This window comes from Zhongshania aliphaticivorans (genome assembly GCF_902705855.1).
GTDB lineage: Bacteria > Pseudomonadota > Gammaproteobacteria > Pseudomonadales > Spongiibacteraceae > Spongiibacter > Spongiibacter aliphaticivorans_B.
In genome coordinates this window covers 170976-196643 of record NZ_CACSIJ010000013.1, presented here as the reverse complement: position 1 = coordinate 196643, position 25668 = coordinate 170976, and the positions used below count along the sequence as shown (strand labels likewise).

Here is a 25668-nt window from a genome sequence, read left to right as displayed (position 1 = left end):
AAAATCCCTCAAACGTTCAGTGTTATTGTTTTTGTTTTAGCGCGCGAACAGCACACCATAATGTGCTTATTATTTTCGCGCATTTTTCCTCTAAGGAAAGAGTCGCGATGATCTGGCTCACCGTCAAGCACTTTAGTAATACAGGTGCCGCAGCTGCCTTCATTGCAGGATCGAGGAATGTACACGCCGGCCTCTTCCAAGACATCGGCAATAGCCCTACCCTCGTCAATATGCACCGTCATATTAGACTTGGCCAAAATCACATCAAAACTGCCATCTTGAACCAGTGCGGCTTCATCCGCAGCTCTAAAGCGCTCTATTTGCACCGACTCTTCGGGCCAGTCTGCACACACTTGTTCAAGCGCTTGCAATAAGCGTTCAGGCCCACAGCAATACACTAGGCACTCAGCCCGCGACTCGCCAACCCAAGACTTTAAATCAAGCAAACCGAAACGGTCTTCTGGGCGTATACACACTCGCTCGCCATGGCGCTTTAGCAGCTTGGTAAAGGCCATCGAATTTTCACTGCGACCACCATAGAGCAACTTCCAATTTTTACCTTGGCGCTCAAGCTCTTCTGCCATTGTTAGTATTGGCGTGATGCCAATTCCACCAGCAACCAGCACATATTCCTGCGCCGGCAGCAGCGGGAAATGATTGCGCGGCCCCCGCAACACCAGCACGTCGCCGACGTTTATTTGGGTGTGAATAAATTCAGAGCCACCTCGGCTTTTCGGCTCGCGCAATACGGCGATCCGCCAGTGGTGCCGGTCGGCGGGATCGCTGCACAATGAGTACTGACGCACCAGCTCGGGACCCATAACTACGTCGATATGTGCACCCGCTTGCCAGTCGGGAAACGTGTCGGCATCTTCTGGCACAAATTCCAGCGACACCACGCCCTCGGCTTCGGTACACACCAAGCTGACCCTAGCGCGAATTTCTTCCATAACCGGCGCGGTAAGCGGCGCCGCATCAGAGATAACTGCAGAAGATTCTGATGTCATTTTATCTACCTCATATTCCATCAACAGCGAAAGACTGCGCCGTTACTGGGCAATCGCCCACCAATACCGATTGCCGCCCAGCCATTCGCCGGTACAGCGCCGCCAAGCAGGCCAGCTGCGCCTCCACCACCGACGACGGCGCCATAGCCCCAAGCAGGCCATCTACTTCTAGCAACACTTGCTGTAATAACTGATTGCGATTCATCAAGGCGCTCAGTTCCAAACTGTTCACGCCCGCCAGCCGCTCAGTATGCGGCGACGCGGCAAGCCTCGCCTGCCAGTCTCCCAGCGCCTGCGCTGACCCCTGCCAAGCGCTGCCAATCTCAGCCAACACCGATTCGATATCGCGGTTATCGGCCTGCACATAAAATGGCATGATGTCCCAACTTTTTTCCAAGCGGCCAAGCAAGTGCAGCGCCGCTTTAAGCTGCCGCTGAGGACCACCGGCGGGCAGCGCTGTGAGCACATTCTCTTTAAGAATGCCGCGTAAACGCCCCAATAAAACCCCCGTATTAGGCACTAACATCGACTGCCTCCCGATAAAGCCCATCTATCAATTCAAAGCAACGCGCTAGGCTCGCCGCTACCTTTGCCGCCCGATCTAAATGGCGCAAATTATCACTCTGCCCGCTAAGCGCAGAATGCGAGGCGGTTAGCGACAGCGCTGCAAACTTCATCTCACTAAAAACCTGATAAAAGCGCAGGTTCTCCATGCCAATATCAAAGCCGGCGCGCTCGCGATAAACCCGCACAAACTCCTCTATGGGCATAAACTTTTCTGGGCTCCAAAGCGGCCGATATATCCAGGCAATGTCTTCTGCCGGATCACCCGCGTGGGCCATTTCCCAGTCAAGTAAGGCCGTCACGTCGGCGCCGCGATACAGAAAGTTACCTGGGCGAAGATCACCATGTACTAAACATAAGCGCGTCGGCGTTGGGCAATGGCGCTTGAGCCAAGAAAACAAATGGACCACGACCGGCAAGGGCTCTTGGCGATGATCCAAGAATTGCTGTTCCCAATGAGAAATCTGATCTAGCGCCGCCTGACGCGGCGCTATACCGGTAAACAAGCCTACTTGCGCCACCTCAATACGATGCAGCTCGGCACTGGCAACAGCCAGATCGCGGCAACGCTGCTGAGCCTCTTCTTCATTTGCATGATTAAGAAATGCCACCGCGCTGGCTTCGCCCTCTAGGCGCTGCAAAACAATCGCTGGGCCGCCACTCACGCGGCCCTCCGCATCCAGTGCCAACGCCGCTGGCGCCCGAGAACCGCAACCCGTAATGGCTTTAAGCAGGCGGTATTCCGCGGTTACGTCGGAATCAACATGACGACCCGCTACCTGACTAAGCATAATGCAGGGCATAAATTTGCTCTGACCTGCTTCAGTCCAGTGCAAGTCAAACGCCCAAGCGATACGCGCATTACCACCGAAAATTCGACTGAAACCGCTGATGCTTAACGCCGTCGCTTGCGGCATTACATCGCAGAGCCATTCGACAATTCGCGGCTGAATTGCTGCGTCATTCTCGCCAGCGCTCATTACCTAACCCCTGCCGCCACGCGCAGCACTTCGCCACTGATGGCGTCGGACTGGGGCTCCAAAAGAAAGGCGATGGCCTCGGCCTCGTCTTCCACTCGCGCTAATTTACCTAAGGCGGTCGCTGCTAGGTGGCGGTCTACATACGCCTTACCAAAAGTTTCCTGAACTTTGTCACTCATGACCAAGCCCGGTGCAATTGCATTAACGCGAATACCTTTGCGGCCGAGCAGTAAACTCAGCGTTTGGGTTAAGCCAACTACGGCCGCTTTAGCGGGGTTATAAGCGGTATCGCCAAGCTCGTGGCGATTGGCAAAAGCAGCCAAGGAAGCTACATTCACTATTTTGCCGTATCCCTTAGCTTCAAAATGCGGCTCGGCGTGCTTCGCCATTAAAAAGGCAGTGTCTACGTTTAACGCAAAAGTACGACGGAAATAATCGAGACCAATCTGCGCCAGCGGCCTGTCCATAGAATCGGCCTCGATATCCACCATGCCGCCAGCAACATTGGCGATGCCGTGTAGCTCACCGAATACTGCCAAGCATTTTTCGACCACACCCTGGGCCGCTTCTTCAGAGGACAGGTCTGCTCGGCAAACTTCTAATTTGCCAGGCAGCTCTGCGCAATTCGCCTGCAGCGCTTCTAAGCGACGAGCGCTAATATCAACGCCAAGTACATTGGCACCCTTTGCCAATAGCCGCCGCGCGGTTGCGCCGCCAATGCCGCCAGCGGCGCCGGTTACAATATAGGTTCGTGTTTCATTGTTCATAATTGCGCTTCCAAATGTTTATACAGCAGATTTTTTAGGGAAATTAGGCGCACGCTTTTCTCTAAGCGCCGCCAAACCTTCTTTCGCTTCTGGCCCACAAAAGCCGAGAATGCCGAAGGCTAGTGAGGCCTCAAACGCTGGCCATGCACTGCGAACCCAGTTATTGAGTGAGTGTTTGGTAAAACGAATCGCCTCAGGTGCACCGTTAGCTACTTTGCCGGCCACCCGCAATGCGGTTTCCATGAGCTGATCTTTTTCAACACAAAGACTAACCATGCCCATTTTTTCTGCCAGCTCGCCGGTGATGGGTTCATTAGTCATGAGAAAATATTTGGTTTTGGCCATGCCAATCAGCAATGGCCAAATCGCCACCGCGTGATCGTCTGCCGCCACACCTAGGGCGGTGTGACCATCCACCAATTTAGCGGTTTTGGCGGCAATAGAAATATCTGCCAGCAGGGCTATGGCAAGGCCACCGCCGGCCGCCGCGCCGTTAATCGCCGAGATCACCGGCTTGCCGCAGCTCAGCATGTTCTCAACCAGCTGGCGACCGTCCTTCCACATTTTCATACGAAACTCGTGGTCGTTAATGATTTGATCCACCATGTCAAAATCACCACCCGCAGAGAATGCCCGCCCCTGCCCTGTAATAATGACCGCACTCACGCGATCGTCGGCATCAATCAAGCGCCAAATACCACCGAGATCATGATGTAATTCGTAGTCCATCGAGTTCATCTCGCCCCGCGCAATAGTCACCCGGAGCACGCCCTCAAGCGGCCAATCTAGTTTCAAAGATGTGTAATTGGGGTATTCAAATTCTTTCGTCACAGAAACTCTCCGCACGGCGAAGCTGCTAGATAGCCAGCAGCTTCGCGCAAAATTAAAAAAGGGTTGTTAAGCAGTTGCGACCTGATTGCTCTGAGCCATACTAAAAAATTTGAAACCAGCAAAACCGGTGTCGGCATTTTCGGCAAGCGCATTGAAATAACTGGGCGCACCACCAAAATGGAATAGCACCGCTACTGGCTTGCCTGGAATATTGGCACCCATAAACCATGCCCCCTGCGATGCCGCGTCGCGAATTAAAGTTGCATCGACGAGTTCTTTCATTTGCCCGCAATACGCATCAACAGCCTCTGCATCGGCTTCTATTTCATCGTAGCCTTCTGCCTGCATGTAGCGAATCGCCTGACCAATCCACGTTGTTGACGCTTCAACAACAGGGGGCACATTGGCAAATGGCGTCTGCGGGCCAGTGATCATGAACATATTGGGGAAGCCATCCATGCCAATACCAAAATTGGTGCGCGGCCCAGCTGCCCATTTATCCTGAATGCGCTGACCATTGCGGCCACGAATATCCATGGCCATTAATGGGCCAGTCACGGCGTCGTAACCCATTGCAAAAATAAGAATATCGAACTGGTATTCCTGCTCACCCACACGCAGACCGTCTGCGGTAACTTCGCTGATTGGCGTAGTTTTCACATCAACCAACTCAACGTTTGGCCGGTTAAAGCTTTCGTAATAGAAGTTACACACTGGCGGGCGTTTCAAAGCTATGGGGTAATTCGGGCACATAAGCTCGGCAGTGGCGGGATCGTTCACAATGCTGCGAATTTTATTGCGCGCAAACTCACAGGCAGCTTCATTAGCCTCTTTGGTGACGAGAATGTCGGCAAAGGTTTGGAAAATATAACGGAAGCCACCCGCCTCCCAACCCGCTTCCAAAACCTGCTGCTGCTCTGCAGGCGTTAGGTCGTTGAACATCAAGGTGGAGTCTTGCATGGGGAAGGCGTAAACCTGATTCCGAATTTGCTCAATCATTGCCTCAAAATTGGCTTTTTTACTGCTATTTTCAAATTCATCAACGGGGTAATTGCGACCAGGAAGAACATAATTTGGCGTGCGCTGAAAAACGCTAACGTGCTCGGCCAAATGCGCAACAGCCGTCAGTATTTGCGCCCCCGTCGATCCACAACCGACAATCCCAACCCGCTTGCCGGCAAAATCAACTGCTTCATTTGGCCAGCGGCTAGGCAGGTACCATTCCCCGCGGAAGTTATCGATACCCTTAAACTCTGGTTTGGAGGGAACTTCAAACCAGCCCACCGCGCTGCAAAAATACTTACACGTAAAATGCTCGCCCGCCGCGGTAGTAATTTGCCAGCGCTTTTTACGCTCATCGTAATGGGCTGCAGTCACCCGCGTTTCAAACTGAATGTCTTTGCGCATATCGAGACGATCAACCACAAAGCGCATGTATTGATAAACCTGCTCCCAACCTGGCATACGCTCTGGCCAATTCCACTCATCATTGAGCACTTTGGAAAAGAAAAAGCAGTAACCCCAAGATTCGGTATCGGTGCGCGCACCAGGGTAGCGATTCCAATACCACGTGCCACCGACATCGCCGCCGGACTCCAGTACTTTTACCGACAAACCCAGTTCCCGAGCCTCGTGAAGCATGCGCAAGCCACCAAAACCGGCGCCCACAACGAGAACATCAAAATGGGCTTCATCGTGCTGACCAGCCGCGCTGGGTTTGACTGATGACGACATCACCGACCTCCTTATTAATTTTTATGTGTGACACTGACTCGAGTGATTCGAAATCTTTATTGCGAGTAATCACTCGCAATAAAATTTACCAACTTCACCGATAGCTGTCAACAACTAATTCCAGCACCCAACAATAAGGAGAAATACTGGAATAACGTCTATTTAAAAGCGATAAGATACCAAAATTCATCAGAAATTAAGGGCCCAACAGGCGACTTTTTCGGTACATTCAATTAAAGTTAAAAGCGATTGATTACTCGCGTAATAAATCAATACACAACGAAGACCACAATAAGGAGAGATAGTATGAAACGCCTACACAACAAAACAGCAATCATTACCGGCGGCGCTAACGGTATTGGCGCAGCCATAGCAACGTTATTCGCCCAACACGGCGCAAAGGTATTAATTACTGACATCAACGAGGAAATGGGGACATCGCTAGCCCAAGCACTTCGCAATGCCGGCGGCAGCGCCGAGTTCGCCCACCTCGACGTGAGCAACTACGACAATTGGCAAGCCATAAAAGAAACCGCCATTAGCCACTTTGGTGGCATCAATACCTTGGTAAATAACGCAGGTATGTACCATCCCAGCAACCTCGCCAGCGAGAGCTTAGAGGGGTGGAACAAGATGCTTGCCGTTAATCAAAGCAGCGTGTTTTTTGGCATGAAGTCGATGCAAGCCGAGCTGGCGAAATCAGAGAGCGCGAGCATAGTAAACATTTCTTCACTCTACGGCTGGGTGGGCAGCCCCAACGCCATCAGCTATCACGCCACCAAGGCCGCAGTTCGACACATGACCAAGGCTGCAGCGCTTGAGTTAGCGGGCAGCAATGTACGGGTAAATACCATTCTTCCCGGTCAGATCCAGACCCAAATGCTAGCCCGTATCACCCCAGAACAAGCCCTCGCCATTGGCGAAGCCACGCCCCTAGGCCGAATTGGCGAACCTAACGACATCGCCTACGGCGCACTGTATTTAGCGAGCGACGAAGCCAAATTTGTTACCGGAATAGACCTGTTAATCGACGGCGGCTGGTCTGCGGGGTAAAAAAAGGGGCCGCAAGGCCCCAAAGGTAGTGACCACATAGCCCTCGCCGTGAGGGCAAATAGCTAAATACCGACCCCAGGCAAGCCTGGTAAGCTAGGCAAGCCAGACAGCGGCGAGGTGAGCGTATCCACAGAAAACAAACTATCTAAGCCGACCACACCCAATACTGACTGATCAGATAACGGAAATGGAATCGGGCTCTGCGCTAGCAATAAACTAAATATCCCGTCACCGCCCAGTAACGCATAAACTTGATCTAGCCCTTGGTCGAGCGGCCCGCCCGTAGTTAGCCCTTGAACAGCCACCCCTAAACTTTCAATCGGCCCGCCTACGCCAAAAATCTGGGTAATACCGCCCACAACAACATCAATGCCGGGCACCGGCGCATCACCCGCAATACCCACTGGCAGCAATACCGCCGTTGACAACACATTCAGTCCCAATGAATCAAAATAGCCCGGCGCAATAAGGGTAAGAGACTGAGCCCGAAGCCCGGCACTAGAAAACCCCAATACAATCAGCAAAACAGTTCTTATTAACATGATACTTCTCCTAAAAATTTCCAAAAGGAAATATTGCTGCGAGATTCCTCGCTATTAAAAGTACTTATAATCAAAGCTAAGCCCATAGGTCGCCGGCATCAGTGCATAGCGATACTTAACATCACCCACCGAAGGAGAAACACTATCGATGGCGTATTCATTGGTGATGTTTTTACCCCAGGCCGTCAGCGTCCAGTTACCATCTGCACTACCAAAACGCAGCCGCGCATTAGTAAAGGCAAAATCGTTATGAGCGAATCGCGGATCATTATCCAAGGAAGAGTTAGTTTCGCCTTTATAGCTATAATCCATCGCAATGCCGACTTCGTAATCATCGCCAATTGGAATGCTGTAATCAGCTAGCAAAGAGTAGGTTAAATTTGGAGAGAAATTAAATTCATTACCGGCAAAATCAGCTTGATTCCCTTCAACATCAAAACCAATAAATTCCTTAATTTCAGTTTCAATGTAAGCGATCGCGCCGCTTAGATATAAACCGTCAATGGGAATAATATTAAAGTCCATTTCAACACCTTGAACCGCAGACTCAGGCGCGTTAGCTAATGCGGGAAGTGGCCCGAAAACGGGATCGTCATAACGAGAAAGCAACTGCTTATCTTTGTAGTCATAATAAAATGCCGCTGTATTCACATGAAGAGTGCCGTCCAAAAAATCCATCTTGGCACCAACCTCAAAGGCATCAACCTGCTCCTGCTTTACGCCAGCCAACTGACGCGTATCAGATGCTGAGTTGATAGGAAAGCTACCAGATTTAAAGCCTCGACTCTGCGAGAGGTAGAACAACCAATCATCATTGGGCGCCCAATCCAACACCACGCGGTAAGAAAAGCTATCCTCCTTCAAGGTTTCATTATGGCGACCAATATTACCCTCTGGCGACACAGTCAAGCACCCACCCTCAAGAATTGGCGCACCTTGAGTAGTCAACGGGTTACGTAATCGAGCATAAGCTTCAAATACTAAAAATATTGGATTACCCGCCTCCGCTTCCGAGCAGCCCGAATACTCGCGCTCCTCCTCCGTATAACGGGCACCGACTGTTAGCTTAAACTCTTCAGAAAACTGCCAATCAGCATTAAAGTAAGGCGCAATAGACTGGTATTCGGTCTCACCGGGAGAGGGGAAATACTGCCCGAATGCCGATATCCCCAGATCACCGATCAACGGAATATTTATCGGGAATAAAACGCTAGCGGACTCACCATAATTAATCATCAACAATTGCTCAGCGCTATCCTTCGGCGTGGCATGCAAGCCCACCAACCAATGAACGTCTTCGCTCTCACTACTCCCACTAAGCCTCGCCTCAAGATCGATCACTGTCATTTCCATTGTGACCTGCAACTCTGAATGTTTCTCAGGCTGCGCACCAGTGGGAAACTGTGAGTCATCAGATTTGAACTTAGTTATCGATGCAAGAAAATTGGCTTCCATACGTTCGCCAAGTATCCACTTTGATTTTAAAGCCGCCTGCAAAAGTGAATCGTTTACTTTAAAATCCAAGGGGTTACCATTAATGTCCGTGCAACTTGGATCACCCTTACACCACTCTGCAGCTCGAGGGTCATCTGTATTTGGAATAAACGGGTAGTTACGCACTTTCTCTGACGATAGCGCTGCCGTTGAGCCAGGTATAAAGCCGTCGTTAGCAAAGGGATTATTCGGCAAGAATGTTGTTGGCTGCCCCGCCTGCGCGTCACTAGTATCTTCCCAACCATTTAGGATGACTTNAAATGTCAGATCCTCAGATGCATCTATATCGAAAATGCCTCGCAAACCAGACAAATGCTTTTCACCCAGCGTTCGATCATCGGTAACGCTGTTTTGCCAGCCCTCATTTCGCTGAATAGTACGTCCCGACACCCTATAACGTAGAGTATCGCTAATCGGGCCACTCACATAACCTTCTACGTCCACCGTTTCAAATCGACCGTAAGAAGTAGTAAACCCAGCCTCAAATTCTTCGCTAGGTGTTTTGGCTATAAAATTAATTGCGCCACCAGTACTACTGCGACCAAACAATGTTCCTTGCGGCCCCTTTAGCACCTCCAATCGATCCATATCAAAACTAGGCCCCTTACTCATAATGGAATAAGGTAAATTAATTTCATTTAGATAAACCGCGACTGCTGGCGTCGCAAAGTGACTATTGTCATTAAAACCCACGCCACGCAAGGTATATACCGGCGTACCATAACCACCATCAGAAGAAGTAAAACCCGGCACCACGGTATTGAGATCCTTCGGACTAACAATCCCGAGATTCTTCATTTTCTCGCCACTCAAGGCCGATACTGCAATAGGCACATCGTTAATTGACTGCTCGCGACGTTGAGCAACAACAACTACCTCCTCAAGCATTCGACTACTTGCTCTTTTATTACTCGCCCCCTCTTCCGACTGGGCAAGTACAGTACCCGCAAAGGGCAAAGCCAAACTTACTAACAAGGCTCCTACCACTTTATATTTTAATTCCATAAATCACCTTTTTATATTTATCAGCAACAAATTCACGGCGCTCGCGGGAGGGCTTCTATCGAACCCTTCTCACACAAAAACCTGCCTTTCACCACCTGTTTGCTTCATTTTTTATTATCCGACCGGTATTTCTGGACGTTATTTTTTCCTACCCAATCAAGCTATCGGCTCACCCGAGTAAATTTTTCTCAGTGCCTCTTTCTGTATTTTTCCATAGGTTGCACGAGGAAAATCTTCCAGAACAATAAGATCAGTTAAGCGCTGATATTTTGCGACTCGCTCATTAACCCAAACTTTCAACTCTTCTGGCGTCACAGCGCTTCCACTCTTTAAAATCACGATACCGATAGGGGTCTCCCCCCACTTAGGATCGTGACGACCAATTACCGCCACCTCACTCACAGCGGAATGTTTCATAAGCTCATCTTCAATATCTACGGCAAAAATATTAATGCCACCGGACTTAATCATGTCTTTTTTACGGCCATTGACGTAAAGAAAGCCATCCTCATCCACATGCCCCAGATCTCCACTGCGCAAATATGTACGACCGCTAGGCGCTTGCCAGACCGTTTCGCTGGTAAGGTCAGGTCGATTGTAATAACCCTTCATCATGCCTGCGCCATACGCAACAATTTCACCAATCTCACCGACAGCCAACTCCTCGTCACTGTCGCCAACGATTCGAATGTCTTCAAGAAATCCCGGTTTACCCACGGTATTGTCTTTGCCGCTTTCACGATCTTTAGGGATGGCAATAGTGAAGAAGCCTTCGGTCATGCCATACACTTCGTACAAAGCTGATTGTGTAAATTTAGTCGCCAAGGCCTTACGGGTGACTGGACTCAATAATTGCCCCGCACTGACCATAACTTGAAGGGAGTCGCTTGAACGTGCATCTTGCGGAGCTTGTAGAATGGCAATGTACTGAGTTGGCACCATAAAGGTATGCGTCCCCCCTTCTTCCGCCACCGCAGCCAGAAATATTTCAGGCGAAAATTTAGGCAGTAATACAACCTTTCCACCGTAATACATAGTGGGCAGCATCGTAATCCAAGTCCCAGAGGCGTATATCGGCGTAGCGCACACCGCTACCGAATAACGATTGATGCCAAGACCGGCACCAAAGCCATAGCAATAGTTCAGACGACCAAAATGACTGTGCTCTATTCCTTTTGGCGTACCGGTTGTTCCCGACGTATAAATCACCGTCATAGTATCTTCGGGACTCAACGACACTGCCGGCGGCGCATCACTCGCCTCCCCAACAAACATCTCCAAACTCTTCCAGCCAGACTGAGCATCACCACTCAGGTAGTAACGACCCTCATTAATAGAGGAAATCAGCGATCGCGCTTCAGCCACAGTACTCATAGTTTCTGGCGCCGCAAAAAAAATGACTCCATCAGATGCTACAGTCAGACGAGCCAAGGTAGACGCATCCAACATCACGTTAAGGGGTACGATAACGCAGCCCGCTTTAATAGCTCCCCAGAAGAGTAAAAAGGCCTCTATGGAATTAGGCATAAAGGTGCAAACTTTATCGCCTTTTCTCAACCCCAAACCGAGCAACGCATTAGCTACACGGTTCGTCTTAAGATCCAGCTCCTGCCAGGTGAGCCTGCTTGCCCCACACACAACGGCAGTACGGTTTTTATACAGAGCAGCATTTTTAGATATCACGTGTGCGCACAAATGATCATGCTCGTATAGCGGTACTACAGACATCTCAGTCTCCATCCTTATTATTTTTCAAACAAAAGCGAGTGAACATTCGCTAATTATTACGCCTCTCAGCAAAGCTTGTCAAGAACGCCTAAGTGTTTTATCCATCCACTTATAGCACCATATAATAAGAACCACCTCGACAATGCCGCCTTGACTGACCACCCTATTTCTGAGAACATTCCCACATAAAGCGAGCAACCACTCATTGCACGCACCAAGAACTCCACCCCAGCAATAGGAACACTCACCCACATGACTGACATACCTCAAGAGAAAGTTTCTGGCCTAAAGCGCCCACGCCAAGCTCGGTCTATTAAACGTCGGCAGCATCTTTCTAATGTTGTTGTTCAGCTGGTTCAAGAGAAGGGTTTCGACGCGGTCTCTGTTAATGAAGTCGCTAAACGAGCATCGATGAGCGTTGGCGGCCTATATCGACATATCGAAACCAAAAGCGATTTACTTGAGATGGTTTGCGACGAGATCAACTTGGATCTCTTGGAAGAAATCCAAGAAGTTAGCGCCAAACACAGTGGTATCGAAGGCAAGCTCGACGCGGCAATACGGGTCTACTGGGAGCGACATTGGGACGTAGCTCCCGCAATCATTATCGCTTACAGGGAGTACCAATCTTTGTCCGAAGAGGCAAAAGAACGTTACAAAAACCAAGAAAAGAAAATTGCCTCCTTCTTTGGCGACATCATACGGGCTGGCGTACTTATTGATACCTTCCGACCAGTCGACGAGAAATTACTGGCTTACGAAATTGTACTGCTCGCCCATATGCGCGCACTCAAGGGCCACGTTATGAAAGATATGGACAAGGCAACAGTGCTTGAGGAACACCTCAAACTTATTTTTTTCCGACTGAGAAAAGAGCAAAACTAGGACAGCTAGCAGAGCCCAGCAGTGAAGCTGCGCCCTCGGACCATGACCAAATATCGGAGCCGATATGAATAATCAAGCAATAATCAGCGAATTAATATACGACCCCAGCAACCCAGACATACTGCGAAACCCGCATGCAATATTCGCCAGACTACGGGTCGAAGACCCCGTTCACTGGAGCGAGGCAATGTCTGCATGGATTGTGACCAGTTACGATTTATCTACCGAAGTATTGATTAGCAGCGACATTTATTCAGCCGAGCGCCTTGCACCAATCCGCAACCACATTCCCATCGGCGCCGCCGACACCGCCAAAGAAATATTGAAATGGTTAGATCACTGGATGGTATTCAGAGACCCACCTGACCACACTCGCCTACGCCGCCATATGGCCACGGTGCTTAATGCCAAAGTGTTTGAGGCCATGCGCGAGAGCGTCCGAGACATCACCCGCATACTGATCAACGAACTGCCCAAAGGCGAAACCTTCGATTTTGTGAAAGACTTCGCCATCATGCTGCCGGGCATGGTAATTATGGATCTGTTTGGTATTGATCGCAGCCGCCTGCTTGAAGTGAAAGGCTGGTCAGATGACATGATGCTGTTCATTGGCTCATCGCGTGGCGTAGAAAACAAATATGAACGCGCCAAACGCGGGGCAAGAGAAATGGGCACTCTGTTTCAAAATCTTGTTGCCGACCGCCGCCGCGAGCCCAACGGCGATATACTGTCGCAGTTAATTCAATCGAAAATCAACGGCGAAGGCATGAGCGATGAAGAGCTAGTGGGCAGCATGATGATGGTGCTTAACGGTGGCCACGAAACCACCGCTAACCTCCTCAGCAACTCGATGCTAGCCTTAGCCCAAAATCCCGAGCAAGCTAAACTACTCGTCAATAATCACGACCTTGTACCGAGTGCGGTAGATGAGTTTTTGCGCTACGACAGCCCGGTTCTCTCTCTGGGGCGCATTGTTACCGAAGACGTAGAGCTCGGCGACAAGCAGCTCACTAAAGGTGAGCGAGTTTTCACCATGCTCGTGGCAGCCAACCGCGACGAAGAAATTTTTGACAAGCCCAACAGCCTCGACATTACCCGAACAGACAACCCCCACATGGCCTTCGGCAAGGGCGGACACTTTTGTATGGGCGGCCCGCTGGCACGTATTGAGGCGCAGGTTGCATTTGAGGAACTTTTGCAGCACTTCACTAGCATTGAACTGCAAGAAGACGTAAACAATATTCCGTGGATAAACTCCATGGTAACTCGCGGCCCCACCCGCCTACCGATTAAGTTGAAATAGCGCCATGCCTGAAAATGACGACTTCCTCATTGAGCAATTTCCGCTGGCGCCGGTCGACGACTATCTCATTCACCAAACCCCAGACCCCGTCAGGGTGGCTTACACCACTGACCCACGCTTCTTCGAGCGCCACTGGAACGTCTTCCATGACCAAGCAGGAGAGCTGCTCGTCGTCACTGGCGGTAGCATTTACCCCAATCTCGACACCATGGAAGCCTTTGCGATTGTTACCCATAAAGGCGTACAGCGCTCCGTGCGGGCCTTTCGCCGCATTGGTCAAGATCGCAGCAATATTCACGCGGGCCCTATCAAACCGTCCATCGTCTCCGGCCTGCGCCACTGGCACCACAGCCTAGAGGAAAACGACTGGGGTATACGCTACGAACTAGACTGGTACGACACCCACCGGCAAATGTACCGAGCCTCCCACAGCTCGCTGACCAAGGGCGAGCTACCAGGCAGCCAACGCCATGTAACCTCGGGCTTCGAGAGCTTTGGCGAAGTTGCAGGTTGGGTTGAATTTGACGGTAAGCGCATTGAACTGCCTCGGCACCTTGGGCGCGGCACTCGCGACCGCCACTGGGGAATAGGCCGCGGCGTGGGCGGCCCCAAATACCAAGCCAACGGCAAAGCCCCCAAAGCAGGCTGGATCGGCGGTAACTGGATTCAGTTTCAAGACTTTGCCATATGGGGAAATATTGTATTGTATCGCTACGGCGATGCCCGCACCGGCTACGGTAAAGTTATCAAAACCGAGCGTCGCATACGCTTTGAGGACAACACCAAGCTGATGTGCGAAGCGGAAATAGACTACACACTAGACAGCGGCGAGATAAAACGAGTGCACTTTAGTAAGCTCGGACAGCAAACCGCATTCATGAAATGCGGACTCTACGGAGGTAGCCCCAACGGGGTATTCCAAGGCGAGTATGTCGGCGACGACATAGTTGAAGGGGATAAATACGATCTTAATGATCCCCAAAACCGTATCGCGCTGGCTGGCCTTAACGAGCACCACTGCGTTATCCGCTGCGGCGACGAAATCAGCACTGGAATTCTTCAACCCCTAGAACCCGATGCTTACGAAGCCTGCGTACGAGGCGACAAAGGCTGGGCATTCTTCTAGCCCCAGAAATGGCAGGTTTTGGCTCTTCATCATTAACGGGGGACACCGGCATTCATTAAAATGATTTTGCGAAGATCAATTTAATGGAGAGTACCGATGTCCCACGCAGGAAGAATTATAGGCATACCTGGCCTTGAGATTGAACGGGTAGTTCGCAGGAAAGGGATCGAAGTCTGGGCAAAGCCTGTGCACAGGCCGCCTTGTAAGCATTGCCAGGGCGATGGACTGAGGATTAAGGCTACGTATCTCAGGACGGTGAAACACACCCGTCAGGGGAATCAAGTGATGACCTTGCACCTGCGGGTACCCAAGTACCACTGTATCTCTTGCAAGCGTTATTTCCGTCACGCTTTTACCGGTATTCGTCCCCGTTATCGCGCCTCAGAAGCCTATCGGCTGGAAGTGTTCGAAACCCACGATGGGGGCGTCACTGAGCGTAAGCTATCTCTAACCCATCAGATCAGTCCGGCAACTAGAGCGTTGGTATCAGCACCATATCAACCAGAAGCTCTCTGAGGGCGACCGGCGATTTTGCCCTCGCGCCTTAGGGATTGACGAGCATTTCTTTATCCATAAAAAGGGCTATGCAACCACACTTACCGATCTTAAAAACCACAATGTATTTGATGTTTAGCTAGGACGATCAGAACTGAGTTTGCGTCGCTATTTAAAGGCTCTTGAGGGGCGAGAGCGCGTTCAGGTTGTGGTGATGGATCTCTCTGAAACGTACCGCAGCATTGCCCGCCGTTACTTTCCCAATGCCACGATCGTGGCTGACCGATTCCATGTGGTCAGACTTATTAACCAGCACTTTTTAAATGTCTGGAAGCAGCATGACCCCGAGGGAAGAAAGAACCGTGGCTTAATCAGTTTAATGCGCCGCCATCAGTGGAATTTGCGCGATGAGCAGCATGCCAACCTTATGCACTATTTGGCTGATTACCCTGTGCTGCAAGCACTGTATGTGGCCAAACAACGGTTGATCCGGTTTGTGTTGCTCAAGACCCTAACGCGCAAGAAAGCCAGCATCAAGTTGCCGGTATTTATGAGATTGCTTGATGAGTTAGCTGAGAGCCCGCTAAGATCGCTAGCTAACACATTGCGCTCATGGTTGAAGCCCATTGTGGCCATGTGGCGATTTAGTAAAAGTAACGGAATAACTGAGGGCTTCCACAACAAAATGGAAATGATGACACGACGAGCGTATGGTTTTAGAAACTTTGAAAATTACAGATTACGCGTTCTAGCCCATTGTGGGTGGGACGGTGTGATTAACAGGGTTTAATGAGTGCCATCCCCCGTTAATTGGGTAGAGCCGACGAGTGCCGTCCCCCGACTATGTTTTAGAGCCAGCCCCACTTGGCACCAGCGCCTACGGACATTCGAATTATGCAGCTAAGCGGTCAAATTTGGGAGTTTTGAATATTGGATGGGCACGATTTGGGCACAGCCAAATTTCAGGCATAAAAAAACCCAGACCTAAGATCTGGGTTTTTTTATATAAGTCAAAGACTTATGTTTGGTGCGCCCGGCACGATTCGAACGTGCGACCGCCTGGTTCGTAGCCAGGTACTCTATCCAGCTGAGCTACGGGCGCTTCAGGCTGCGTACTATATGGAAGCAGGCTTGCCCTGTCAACGACTTCTAGCAATATATTATGAATTTCATTTAGTTGTTCAAAAAATCGCCAACATATTGATATTCAAGCCGATTACAGATTCCACTCCACGCCAAAAGTACTGATTTAATCTGCCAATTGACCCGGGGTTAGTAGGTAGTGACCAACAAACCATTCTTGCCCGCCTCGGTATGCAAACAATTCAGAACAGGCCAGCATGAACATGCGCCAGCGGTGGTATTGCACTTTAGGGTTGGGCGCGTCTTTTAGGATCGCTAGCGCCTGCGCTTTGTTGTCATCTAATTTCTCTAGCCAAGCTTCTAAGGTTTTAGAGTAGTGTTCGCCGTTTACTCGCCAGCTGTCGACCATACGCATATGTTCTGAGAAATGCATGAGTGTGTCGAATGCGGGCATTTGACCACCGCTGAAAAAATTATCGGTCATCCAACCGCCATCAAAGGGATAATGCAGGTAGGCATGACAGAATATATGCACAAACATAAGGCCGTTTGGCTCTAGCCACTGCGAGACATTGGCTAGCAAGTCTCGGTAGTTACGAACGTGCTCGAGCATTTCGACGGTAACTACGCGGTCAAAGCGCTCGATAAGACTAAGTTCACCTACATTACAGGTGATGACTTCAATATTGCTTAAACCGCGTTGCCTAGCCTGCTCTTCTATAAATAAACGCTGCCCAGATGAATTCGATACCGCCGTAATATGCGATGTGGGATAACGGGCGGCGGCCCAGAGGGTAAAGCTGCCCCATCCACAACCGAGATCTAAAACCTTTTGCCCATCAATTAACTGCGCCCGCTCGGCGTATATCTCCAACATGGCCTGCTCAGCATCGGCTAGGCTTTCGCAATTTTCGCCCCACCAGCAGCTGCTATATTTCAGACAAGGCCCCAACATTAATTCGAATAACTCAGCCGGTACTTCGTAGTGCTGGGCATTGGCTTCGCCGGTGTTAATTGCGATTTTAGAGTTGCGTAGTTCGTCTCGAAATTGTCTACGACGAGCCTCATTATTACTTAAATCACCGCCACCTTCTTGTACCAAACGGTCGGCAAGTTCTCGGCGAATACCCCTACGTAGCAGTGCGTCTGGCACCAAACCACGTTCGGCAAGTACGATTGGATCTATCATGATTAACTCCGTCGCTGAGCGATTCGTTTTACTTAGGCTCATTACGATTCGAAGCGGAATACAGATCTTGGCAATAGCAAATTTTAGACAAAAAAAGGGCCGCAAAAGCGGCCCTTGATAATCACTGCAGCAACTTAGCTTAATACGCCATCTGCACGCAACGCGGCTAGTGTATCGCTATCGTAACCAGCAACCGACGACAGTACGTCGTCAGTATGACTACCGGGCCGCGGCGCACCGGCTTGCACCGCAGGCACAGTGCGACTGAACTTAGGTGCAGGGCCTGGCTGAATTTCGCCATTCACTTTAATAAAGGAGTTACGAGCCACGTTATGCGGATGTGTTGGTGCTTCCGTCATCGACAATATAGGTGCGAAACACGCATCCGTACCCTCAAACACCTCACACCACTCGTCGCGGGTTTTGGTTTTAAAAATAACGACTAGCTTTTCTTTCAGCTCAGGCCAGCGCGCGGTATCCATTTGCGCTTCAAAGCTTTCATCTAGCGCTAATTTTTCTTTTAATATGTGATAGAACTGCGGTTCAATTGGCCCGATAGAAACATGCTTACCATCACTGGTTTCGTAGGTTTCATAGAAATGGGCGCCGGTGTCCAAGAGGTTAACACCGCGCTGATCACTCCATTGCTTCTGATTAAAGAAGCAGTACACCATGTGCATTAAGGCTGCAGAACCTTCTACCATAGAGGTGTCGACCACTTGGCCTTTACCGCTGCGAGTTGCTTCTAATATGGCAGACACCACACCAAATGCTAAAAACATACCGCCGCCACCAAAGTCACCGACTAAATTTATCGGCGGTACTGGCTTGTCGCCATCGCGCCCCATCGCATGGAGCGCGCCAGATAGCGAAATATAATTAATATCGTGACCAGCCGCGTGCGCCAGCGGGCCAGTTTGTCCCCAGCCAGTCATGCGGCCGTATACTAGTTTGGGATTGCGCGCCGCGCAGTCTTCTGGGCCAATACCCAAACGCTCCGCCACACCGGGGCGAAAGCCTTCTATTAAGGCATCTGCAGATTCACAGAGTTTTAAAACAGCTTCAACGCCGCGTGGATCTTTTAGATTAAGCGCTATCGATTTTTTCCCGCGCTCACTAATCACATTGGCAACTGGCGCATCTGCGGCGGCTGATTTGCGGGTGATGGAGATCACTTCCGCGCCCATATCAGCAAACATCATTCCCGCAAACGGAGCTGGCCCCAGCCCCTCAAGCTCTATAATTCGTATTCCTGCAAGTGGTCCCATATCTCTTCCTGTGTATTCATTGTCAGTGAGGTTCGGCTATTAGCCGATTATTGTATGTTAGCTACCGCCAACTATTTTTCATTGCAGCATGGACGCAATTGCCCCCAAGCCAAGCACCGCGCTATTTTGCACGTTCAGCTTGATTTAGGGAACCGTCGAAGTTCGCGGGTTTTGGTTTTAGGCGCCACTCCCCGCGCAAAAAATCCAGAATACGGGGGCTAGCTTGTGCTCTTAACAGAGAGTTAGAAACGGAATACAAATCCCGCATAGGCTGATCGGGGTTCTCCGGCATTAAAAATGGCTGAATTAGCCGCTACTGTGTCAACAACGCTGTGAACTGATACATAATCTTCGCCGGTGATATTACGAATATCGAGATACACCTGCCACGCTTCTCGATTTAAGCCAAGACGGAAGCCCAGCAAATTGTAACCGTCAATGGTGTAGGAGTTAGAAAAATCTGCATAGCGCTCATCGACTATGTCAAAGGTCGGGCCCGCGTAAAAGCCGTTGTCGTGACGATACACTATTTCACCGTGAACCACGTAGGACGGCGCAGCGGGAAAGCTATTGTCGCCATAGCTTGCATCGCCATCAAAGGAAAATTCATTGAATGTAATACTGAGCAGAGGTTCTATCCGGGCCGTGTGAGAAACAGCAAAGCTCGCGTCTATCAGCGCCTCTATTCCTGCATGGATGGTATCGTCCACATTGCTTGTTAAGCTGGTTCCCGGTGCAGAAGGATCATCCTGCGACAAGATTTCATCTTGAATCAACGCATAGTACAGCGACACATCCCAGCGCCAAAAGCCACCGCTCGTAAACTCATAACGTCCACGACTTCCCACTTCAAACACCTGCCCCTGCATAGGGCTTAAGGTCGCGCTTGTCGCACTGGCCTCATCTTCTAATTCAAAATTAGTGGGCGCCTCATAGAGCTTGCTGACATTAGCAAACACGTCGATACTGTCGCTCAACTGATAGATAACACCCGCACGCGGATTAATACTGTCGTAATCCGCAGAGGGATTACGCAGGGCGCCACTACTTACCGTAGTGTTGCGTACATCGCGCGCTGTTGAGATAGATTGAACACCGTAGACCAATGTCCAGCGCTCGCTAAACTGCCAACGATCCATCACAAAAATTTCAAGACTTTCAGCGCTATTATCAACAACCGTAGTGAGTCCATTTCTAAAACCGCCGTCGTTGCGATAATTACCACCTTCAACCTTGTTCTCACCCCAGTTAATACCAGCCAAAATTGCGTGTTCACCCATCGAGTGTTTGTAACGAAGCATCGCGCCGCGATCCTGGTGATCGGTATCAATCAATAAACTGAAAACTTCAACTGGAGCATCAGGACCATCACCATCGAAGTCGACCAATACCTTATCAACAATCGGGTGATACAAATGTTGGTTTTCCTGATAGACACCCACCTCGATACTGCTGCTTTCGCTTAGCGTGAAGGTGGTTTTATTCGCAAAACGTCGCGTATCCACATCAACCTGAAAATTACCTGATTCAGCGGTAGCACCCGCTTGATCTGGGTCAGCAGCTAACTCGGCCTCGGTAAGCGCACCCGCCAACTCTTCGTCATTGGCGATATACGTAAAAAAGAAACGTGATTCAATATTGTCGCTAAGCTGCCAACCAAGATTGGCATAGACACCTTCGCGCTCACTTTCATTGTGATCACGATAGCCGTCGCGCTGCTTTTTCTCTACAGTAACAAGCCCATCCAAAGACTCGCTTAAAACAGAACTCAACGTTAGCCGAAGCTGTTGCTGACCAAAGCTCCCCGCGCCTACAAAAAATTCATTTTTCTCAGTATTACGCGCCGTGGGCGTCACAAAATCTATCGCACCACCCAGCGTACTCGCGCCATATTTTAAAGCGTTGGCGCCACGTGCAATGGTAGCGTAACGGCTAGCTAAGGGGTCGATCACGCGATTATGGTTATTACCATCGGCGGTGGTAACGGGAAGACCATCTTGTAATAGTTTGATGCCGTTCATGTCGTAGTTCGTAGCATCGAGATTTGAACCGCGGCTAGAAAAGAAAATACTGTCGCTGCCACTGGTGCTCATTGACCAAACGCCAGGGATATAACGCAGGGCGTCGGACAGGTTCGCCGTATTGCGCTCCATAAGCGATGCGCTATCTAAAATAGACACTCCACCCGGCGTTAATACTTGTTCGGCCTGAAGCGTAGACTTTAGCTCCTGCCCCTGCACTAGCATTTCTTCCATTTGCTTTGCGGCATGATCAGCAAATGCGCCCACAGGAAGCACAGCCAATAGGCCCGTCATATACACAAATGGGAGTTGTTTCATAAGCTAGTAAACCACAGAGAAAAGTGGCTGAATTTTAGAGCTTAAGGCTCAAATAACCAATGCGACAAATCGTCGCACCACAGTAAATACTGGCTATAAATGGCTTAAAATAATGCACAAAAAAGCCCCTGATGCAAAAACATCAAGGGCCAAGCATTGCAAGAGCAAGAGCTTTAAAAAAGCAATTAATCCATTACGGCATCGTGGCTGCTTTCACCCACCTTTCCGGGGCGCAGTAACAGAAGCATGGGTATAGCGCACAAGACACCCAAAGCCATATAGTGGAAATCGCCAAGCATGCCTATAACTGCAGACTGGCGCTGCAATTCGCTTTCGACGCCCAGCAAGGCATTCACACCATTAAGGCCATTCGAGGAATTCACATATTCAATCAGCGCGGGATTAAAGGCATTCACATTTTCTGCCAATACCGAGTGCGCCATTTTCGTACCGTAGTCTTGATAGGCAAAGGCAAGCGCAATCCCCACGCTACTACCAACATTACGCAGCAAGCTATACAGTGATGTGCCATCACCACGAAATTCAGGCGCTAGCGTTGAAAAGGTAACCGCCGATAAGGGTACAAATATAAAACCCAAACCCAGCCCCTGCACCATGCCACTGAGCACAATCTCTTGCGCTCCCACGTCAGCACTAAAGGTCGACATCCAATACAGGGCGTAAGCCAAAAGCAACATGCCGGCCAGAATGGGAAGTCGAGCGTCGACGCGGTTTAAAATATGACCTGAAATCTGCATAGCGATCATGGTGCCTATGCCACGCGGCGCCATAACCAAACCCGCAGTAATCACTGGATAGCCTTGCAGTCTTTGTAAAAATGGCGGCAATAGTGCGAAGGTAGAAAACAACACAATGCCCAGCATTGCAATAATGACCAAGCCGCCCACTAAATTTCGGTCTTTAAATAAGCTAGGCGATATAAACGGCCTGTCTGTCGTCATGGTATGAGCGACAAACAAATACATCGCAGCAATGGCTAAACCACACTCCACCATGATCTCGGTAGACTGAAACCAATCCAAACTTTGGCCGCGATCCAACATTAATTGCAGCGATGCAATCGCAACACTGAGGAATAAAAACCCGGTAAAATCCATCGGCGCAGAACGGCGCGGCTCCGCGTCAGGCAAAGCTGTTTTTAATGCAAAAAAGGTGGCAATACCGATCGGCAAATTAATATAAAAAACCCAGCGCCAACTATAATACTCCGTTAGCCAACCACCTAAGGCGGGGCCAATAATCGGGCCAATCATTACGCCAACGCCCCACGCCGCCATCGCAGAACCTTGCTTATCTGGTGGGTATGTATCTAACAATGTTGTTTGTGAAAGCGGTACTAAAGCCGCACCAAATACGCCCTGCAGTAAACGAAAAAATACAATTTCAGTAAGACTACTCGCCACCCCACAAAGCATAGATGCGATAGTAAAGCCCGCTACAGCGATCAAAAATATTCGCTTAACGCCGTAGCGATTAGCTAAATAGCCAGTAGGTGTTGTCGCGATGGCCGAAGCGACAATATAAGAAGTTAACACCCACGCCACCTGTTCCTGCGACGCCGACAAACTACCCTGCATATGTGGCAGAGCGACATTTGCAATGGTGGTGTCCAACGCCTGCATCATGGTTGCAGAAAGGGTGCCAAAGGTAATCAGGCCCGTCGCGCCAAGAGCAACTGCGGGAGCACTAGCCTTTAGCGCGTCACCACGCATTTATAACTGGCCTGCAATCAACGCACTATCGCGGGAATTATTCGCAGTAGAGAGCTTATCGCTATTTCCACCAAAGAAAGCCAATATCGCTTTCATTCTCTCGGGCACGCCAGTGTCAACCTCTACGCTAGCACTCAATCCTGCACGTAATGGCGATTCATTCTCATGGTGATCAATCGCAAGACGCACCGGTAAACGCTGGACGATCTTCACCCAGTTACCCGTTGCATTTTGAGGCGGTAGCAACGCAAATTCCGCTCCGGTAGCCTGCGCAATACTGTCTACCGTCGCAGTCCATAGCTCCCCTGGGTAAGCATCAATTTCTACCGCCACCTCTGCGCCCAGCGCCAACTTAGCAAGCTGATCCTCTTTAAAATTCACCACTATCCAAGGGTCACTATTTGCGACAACACTAATTAGCGGCAACCCCGGCATCGCGTACTGTCCGCGCTGCGGCACCTTAGATGCAACACCCGCAATCGGCGCGCGCAGAACACAGCGCTCAACATTTAACTCTGCGCGCTCAAGCTCGGCCTGCGCGGCCATTACCGCGGGATGATGCGCAATATCCAACTCATATTTACCACCGAGTTGCGCCAATGTTTCAGCGCTATCACTCATTAATTTACTGACGGTATTTCGCGCCACATTAAGGTCGCGCTGGGCTTGGTCTAAAGAAGTCCCCGATGCCATCCCACGCTTATGCAGGTCGTTAATCCGTTGCTGTTGCTTTGACGCAAACTCAAAATCATCTTTAGCTGCAGCCAGCGCAGCTTGCTTCTGAATATACGCCGCCTTTAAGGAATCAATGCGCATAAAAGCCTGCTCAAGCTCTGCTTGCGCATCATGTAATTCAACCTCAAAAGCCCGTGCGTCAATCGTCAATAAAATATCGCCAGCCTCGACATATTGGTTTTCCTTAACACGAACCGACGCAATATTGCCGCTAATCTCAGAGCCAACATTCACCACGTCTGCCTTAATATAAGCATTATCAGTTGTGATATAGCGCCCACCGAACATAAATAAATACACGGCAATAAAAAGCCCAACGACGGGAACAACCATAAATAAACGGGTGCGCAAACGTCGTCGAGCGGCCGTCTGATCGGAGTCTAATTCTGCTGACAATTGCTCTTCTTGGCCTTTCATTACACACCTTCCTTACCTGAACGCGCCGGCGTAGATTTCACCGCATCCGCTTTCACAGCAACATCGCCTAAATTACAAAAATTCTTTTTTACCCGCACTAACATGTCTTCTAGCACTTTCGCTTCTGCAACACTAAAACCCGCAAACGCAATGGCTCTAGTCTGCTCCGCTATTTCGTTTAACTCCTCTAACAAAGGCTCGGCTTTATCGGTTAAATACAAACTAACCGCCCGACGGTCGCTCTCTTGACGCTCGCGAAGTACCAAACCTGCCTTAACCAAGCGGTCAACGCTCTGCGCTACCGTCACCGGATTGACATCTAGATGCACAGCTAGGCTAGCCTGATTAATACCCGGCTCACGAGATAACTTCAGCAATGTCAGCCATTGAGGCTGCGTTAGATTCAAATGTTGCGCCCGACGACGAAACTCCTCTCTCACCATTCGAGAGGTTTCGGCCAGCGTTGATGCTGCTACTGAAAATTGGCTAGTACGTTTCATGGCGCCATAGTAACCAATAGATAGCCACCTAATCAATAGCCACCTATTAACTAGGCACCTACCTAAAATACGATTATTTAGTAAAAAGTCATAGCAGGTCACAATAGGTAAAGTAATCCGCCCAGTCTTAGTCAACGCTCAAAAATAGCGGAACTGTCGCCAGAAAGAATAGGAAAAGCCGTAGATACGAGAGTCGCGCTTCCCGTTAGCGCGGGAGACGCGACTAGGCACTGCTAGCGATGAAGGGCCGACAAATACAATTCGGCAAATTTTGGTGGCTGCTGAATACAGACATCCATTTTCAATTTCCGCGCAATATCACTGGCTGAAATAACACCGCGAATCTGATGCCTTTCACGCTCAACAACCAAACAGTGCTGGTGACCAAACTGCTTTAACACCGACAGCACATCGGCAACGGTCATCAACGCCAAGTCACTATAATCAAACACCTTCAAGTCTTGGCGCTTACGCATCATATCTGCGACTTGTAGTTCTTCACGGTTAAAGCCTTTGGCGACTTTTTTAATAATTTCACTGTCGCTCAAGTCTTCAAGTGCAATGACGCCAACAAACAAACCATACTCATCAATCACCAATTTTAAACGAACATGCGAGCGCTTCATCATCCTCTCTGCATCCACTGCGCTGCTATTTGCGTCAATGACCAATGGCTCGTAGACCGTAAAGTCAGTAAACACCACCGTAGCTGGGGAATCTGCACTAATTTTTTGGAAGTTTTCGGGGCGTACCAACTGATCGACTTGATCAGCCTCATACAATTCAAAATGTCTCATGATCTTTTCACTCTGTATATTCAAACTAACCGTTAATCGCCTAGGGCCATTAACAATATTTTGTATAATCAGAATGTGAGTGGCGGGGACCGA

Annotated in this window: 20 protein-coding genes, 1 tRNA gene and 1 pseudogene; 5 read left to right on the top strand and 17 right to left on the bottom strand. The window is 49.8% G+C overall.

The features are described from left to right. Nucleotides 1–8 precede the first annotated feature (8 nt). The 6 genes from GVJ32_RS10515 to GVJ32_RS10490 all read right to left on the bottom strand — a co-directional run bounded on the left by GVJ32_RS10515 (nucleotide 9) and on the right by GVJ32_RS10490 (nucleotide 5883). Nucleotides 9–1007: a PDR/VanB family oxidoreductase gene (locus tag GVJ32_RS10515; protein ID WP_159240018.1), complete on the bottom strand. Its 999-nt coding sequence runs from the start codon at nucleotides 1005–1007 to the stop codon at nucleotides 9–11. 10 nt (nucleotides 1008–1017) lie between these two features. Beyond that, nucleotides 1018–1533: a hypothetical protein gene (locus GVJ32_RS10510; protein WP_159240017.1), complete on the bottom strand. Its 516-nt coding sequence runs from the start codon at nucleotides 1531–1533 to the stop codon at nucleotides 1018–1020. Then, nucleotides 1520–2551: a phosphotransferase family protein gene (locus GVJ32_RS10505; RefSeq protein ID WP_159240016.1), complete on the bottom strand. Its 1032-nt coding sequence runs from the start codon at nucleotides 2549–2551 to the stop codon at nucleotides 1520–1522. Before GVJ32_RS10505 ends, GVJ32_RS10510 begins: the two co-directional genes overlap by 14 nt. Continuing rightward, nucleotides 2551–3318: an SDR family NAD(P)-dependent oxidoreductase gene (locus GVJ32_RS10500; protein ID WP_159240015.1), complete on the bottom strand. Its 768-nt coding sequence runs from the start codon at nucleotides 3316–3318 to the stop codon at nucleotides 2551–2553. Before GVJ32_RS10500 ends, GVJ32_RS10505 begins: the two co-directional genes overlap by 1 nt. 18 nt (nucleotides 3319–3336) lie before the next feature. Then, the gene (locus tag GVJ32_RS10495; RefSeq protein WP_159240014.1) at nucleotides 3337–4149 is read right to left on the bottom strand and encodes an enoyl-CoA hydratase/isomerase family protein; all 813 of its coding nucleotides are present in this window, start codon (nucleotides 4147–4149) and stop codon (nucleotides 3337–3339) included. Nucleotides 4150–4215: 66 nt separating this feature from the next. Continuing rightward, entirely contained in the window at nucleotides 4216–5883 is a 1668-nt protein-coding gene (locus GVJ32_RS10490) for a flavin-containing monooxygenase (RefSeq protein WP_159240013.1), read from the bottom strand. Nucleotides 5884–6189: 306 nt separating this feature from the next. On the opposite strand from GVJ32_RS10490, the gene GVJ32_RS10485 reads away from it, so the two are divergent. Beyond that, entirely contained in the window at nucleotides 6190–6936 is a 747-nt protein-coding gene (locus tag GVJ32_RS10485; RefSeq protein ID WP_159240012.1) for an SDR family NAD(P)-dependent oxidoreductase, read from the top strand. Between the two features lie 62 nt (nucleotides 6937–6998). Here the strand turns inward: GVJ32_RS10485 and GVJ32_RS10480 are convergent, their stop codons facing one another. From GVJ32_RS10480 to GVJ32_RS10470, 3 genes are all read right to left on the bottom strand, one after another. Further along, nucleotides 6999–7478 (bottom strand): hypothetical protein, encoded by a 480-nt coding sequence (locus tag GVJ32_RS10480; RefSeq protein WP_159240011.1) that lies wholly within the window; start codon nucleotides 7476–7478, stop codon nucleotides 6999–7001. Between the two features lie 54 nt (nucleotides 7479–7532). After that, nucleotides 7533–9860 (bottom strand): TonB-dependent receptor, encoded by a 2328-nt coding sequence (locus tag GVJ32_RS10475; protein WP_435808079.1) that lies wholly within the window; start codon nucleotides 9858–9860, stop codon nucleotides 7533–7535. A gap of 273 nt (nucleotides 9861–10133) precedes the next feature. Beyond that, on the bottom strand, nucleotides 10134–11705 hold the full coding sequence (locus GVJ32_RS10470; protein ID WP_159240009.1) for a class I adenylate-forming enzyme family protein: 1572 nt from the start codon (nucleotides 11703–11705) through the stop codon (nucleotides 10134–10136). Between the two features lie 252 nt (nucleotides 11706–11957). Here GVJ32_RS10470 and GVJ32_RS10465 point away from each other — a divergent pair, with 252 nt between their 5' ends. The 4 genes and pseudogenes from GVJ32_RS10465 to GVJ32_RS18545 all read left to right on the top strand — a co-directional run bounded on the left by GVJ32_RS10465 (nucleotide 11958) and on the right by GVJ32_RS18545 (nucleotide 16304). Further along, on the top strand, nucleotides 11958–12590 hold the full coding sequence (locus GVJ32_RS10465) for a TetR/AcrR family transcriptional regulator (RefSeq protein ID WP_159240008.1): 633 nt from the start codon (nucleotides 11958–11960) through the stop codon (nucleotides 12588–12590). Between the two features lie 64 nt (nucleotides 12591–12654). Continuing rightward, nucleotides 12655–13893, top strand: a complete 1239-nt coding sequence (locus GVJ32_RS10460; RefSeq protein WP_159240007.1) for a cytochrome P450 — start codon at nucleotides 12655–12657, stop codon at nucleotides 13891–13893. Nucleotides 13894–13897: 4 nt separating this feature from the next. Further along, nucleotides 13898–15019 carry a hypothetical protein gene (locus GVJ32_RS10455; RefSeq protein WP_159240006.1) on the top strand — a complete coding sequence of 374 codons (1122 nt, stop codon included), beginning with the start codon at nucleotides 13898–13900 and terminating at the stop codon, nucleotides 15017–15019. 96 nt (nucleotides 15020–15115) lie between these two features. Next, nucleotides 15116–16304, top strand: a pseudogene (locus GVJ32_RS18545) (ISL3 family transposase). Nucleotides 16305–16539: 235 nt separating this feature from the next. Here GVJ32_RS18545 and GVJ32_RS10445 read toward each other — a convergent pair. The 8 genes from GVJ32_RS10445 to GVJ32_RS10410 all read right to left on the bottom strand — a co-directional run bounded on the left by GVJ32_RS10445 (nucleotide 16540) and on the right by GVJ32_RS10410 (nucleotide 25575). Further along, nucleotides 16540–16616: transfer RNA gene (locus GVJ32_RS10445), tRNA-Arg, on the bottom strand. A gap of 147 nt (nucleotides 16617–16763) precedes the next feature. After that, nucleotides 16764–17786 carry an SAM-dependent methyltransferase gene (locus GVJ32_RS10440; protein WP_159240005.1) on the bottom strand — a complete coding sequence of 341 codons (1023 nt, stop codon included), beginning with the start codon at nucleotides 17784–17786 and terminating at the stop codon, nucleotides 16764–16766. A 134-nt stretch (nucleotides 17787–17920) separates the two neighbouring features. Beyond that, nucleotides 17921–19054 carry a CaiB/BaiF CoA transferase family protein gene (locus tag GVJ32_RS10435; RefSeq protein ID WP_159240004.1) on the bottom strand — a complete coding sequence of 378 codons (1134 nt, stop codon included), beginning with the start codon at nucleotides 19052–19054 and terminating at the stop codon, nucleotides 17921–17923. A 242-nt stretch (nucleotides 19055–19296) separates the two neighbouring features. Then, nucleotides 19297–21393, bottom strand: a complete 2097-nt coding sequence (locus GVJ32_RS10430) for a TonB-dependent receptor family protein (RefSeq protein WP_159240003.1) — start codon at nucleotides 21391–21393, stop codon at nucleotides 19297–19299. Between the two features lie 185 nt (nucleotides 21394–21578). Beyond that, nucleotides 21579–23126 carry a DHA2 family efflux MFS transporter permease subunit gene (locus tag GVJ32_RS10425; protein WP_159240002.1) on the bottom strand — a complete coding sequence of 516 codons (1548 nt, stop codon included), beginning with the start codon at nucleotides 23124–23126 and terminating at the stop codon, nucleotides 21579–21581. Further along, nucleotides 23127–24278, bottom strand: a complete 1152-nt coding sequence (locus GVJ32_RS10420; RefSeq protein WP_159240001.1) for an HlyD family secretion protein — start codon at nucleotides 24276–24278, stop codon at nucleotides 23127–23129. It abuts the gene before it with no gap. Continuing rightward, nucleotides 24278–24778 (bottom strand): MarR family winged helix-turn-helix transcriptional regulator, encoded by a 501-nt coding sequence (locus tag GVJ32_RS10415; RefSeq protein ID WP_159240000.1) that lies wholly within the window; start codon nucleotides 24776–24778, stop codon nucleotides 24278–24280. The genes GVJ32_RS10420 and GVJ32_RS10415 overlap by 1 nt, the downstream gene beginning before the upstream one ends. Nucleotides 24779–25011: 233 nt before the next feature. Beyond that, complete coding sequence (locus GVJ32_RS10410) at nucleotides 25012–25575, bottom strand: CBS domain-containing protein (RefSeq protein WP_159239999.1); 564 nt, start codon at nucleotides 25573–25575, stop codon at nucleotides 25012–25014. Nucleotides 25576–25668: the final 93 nt, after the last annotated feature.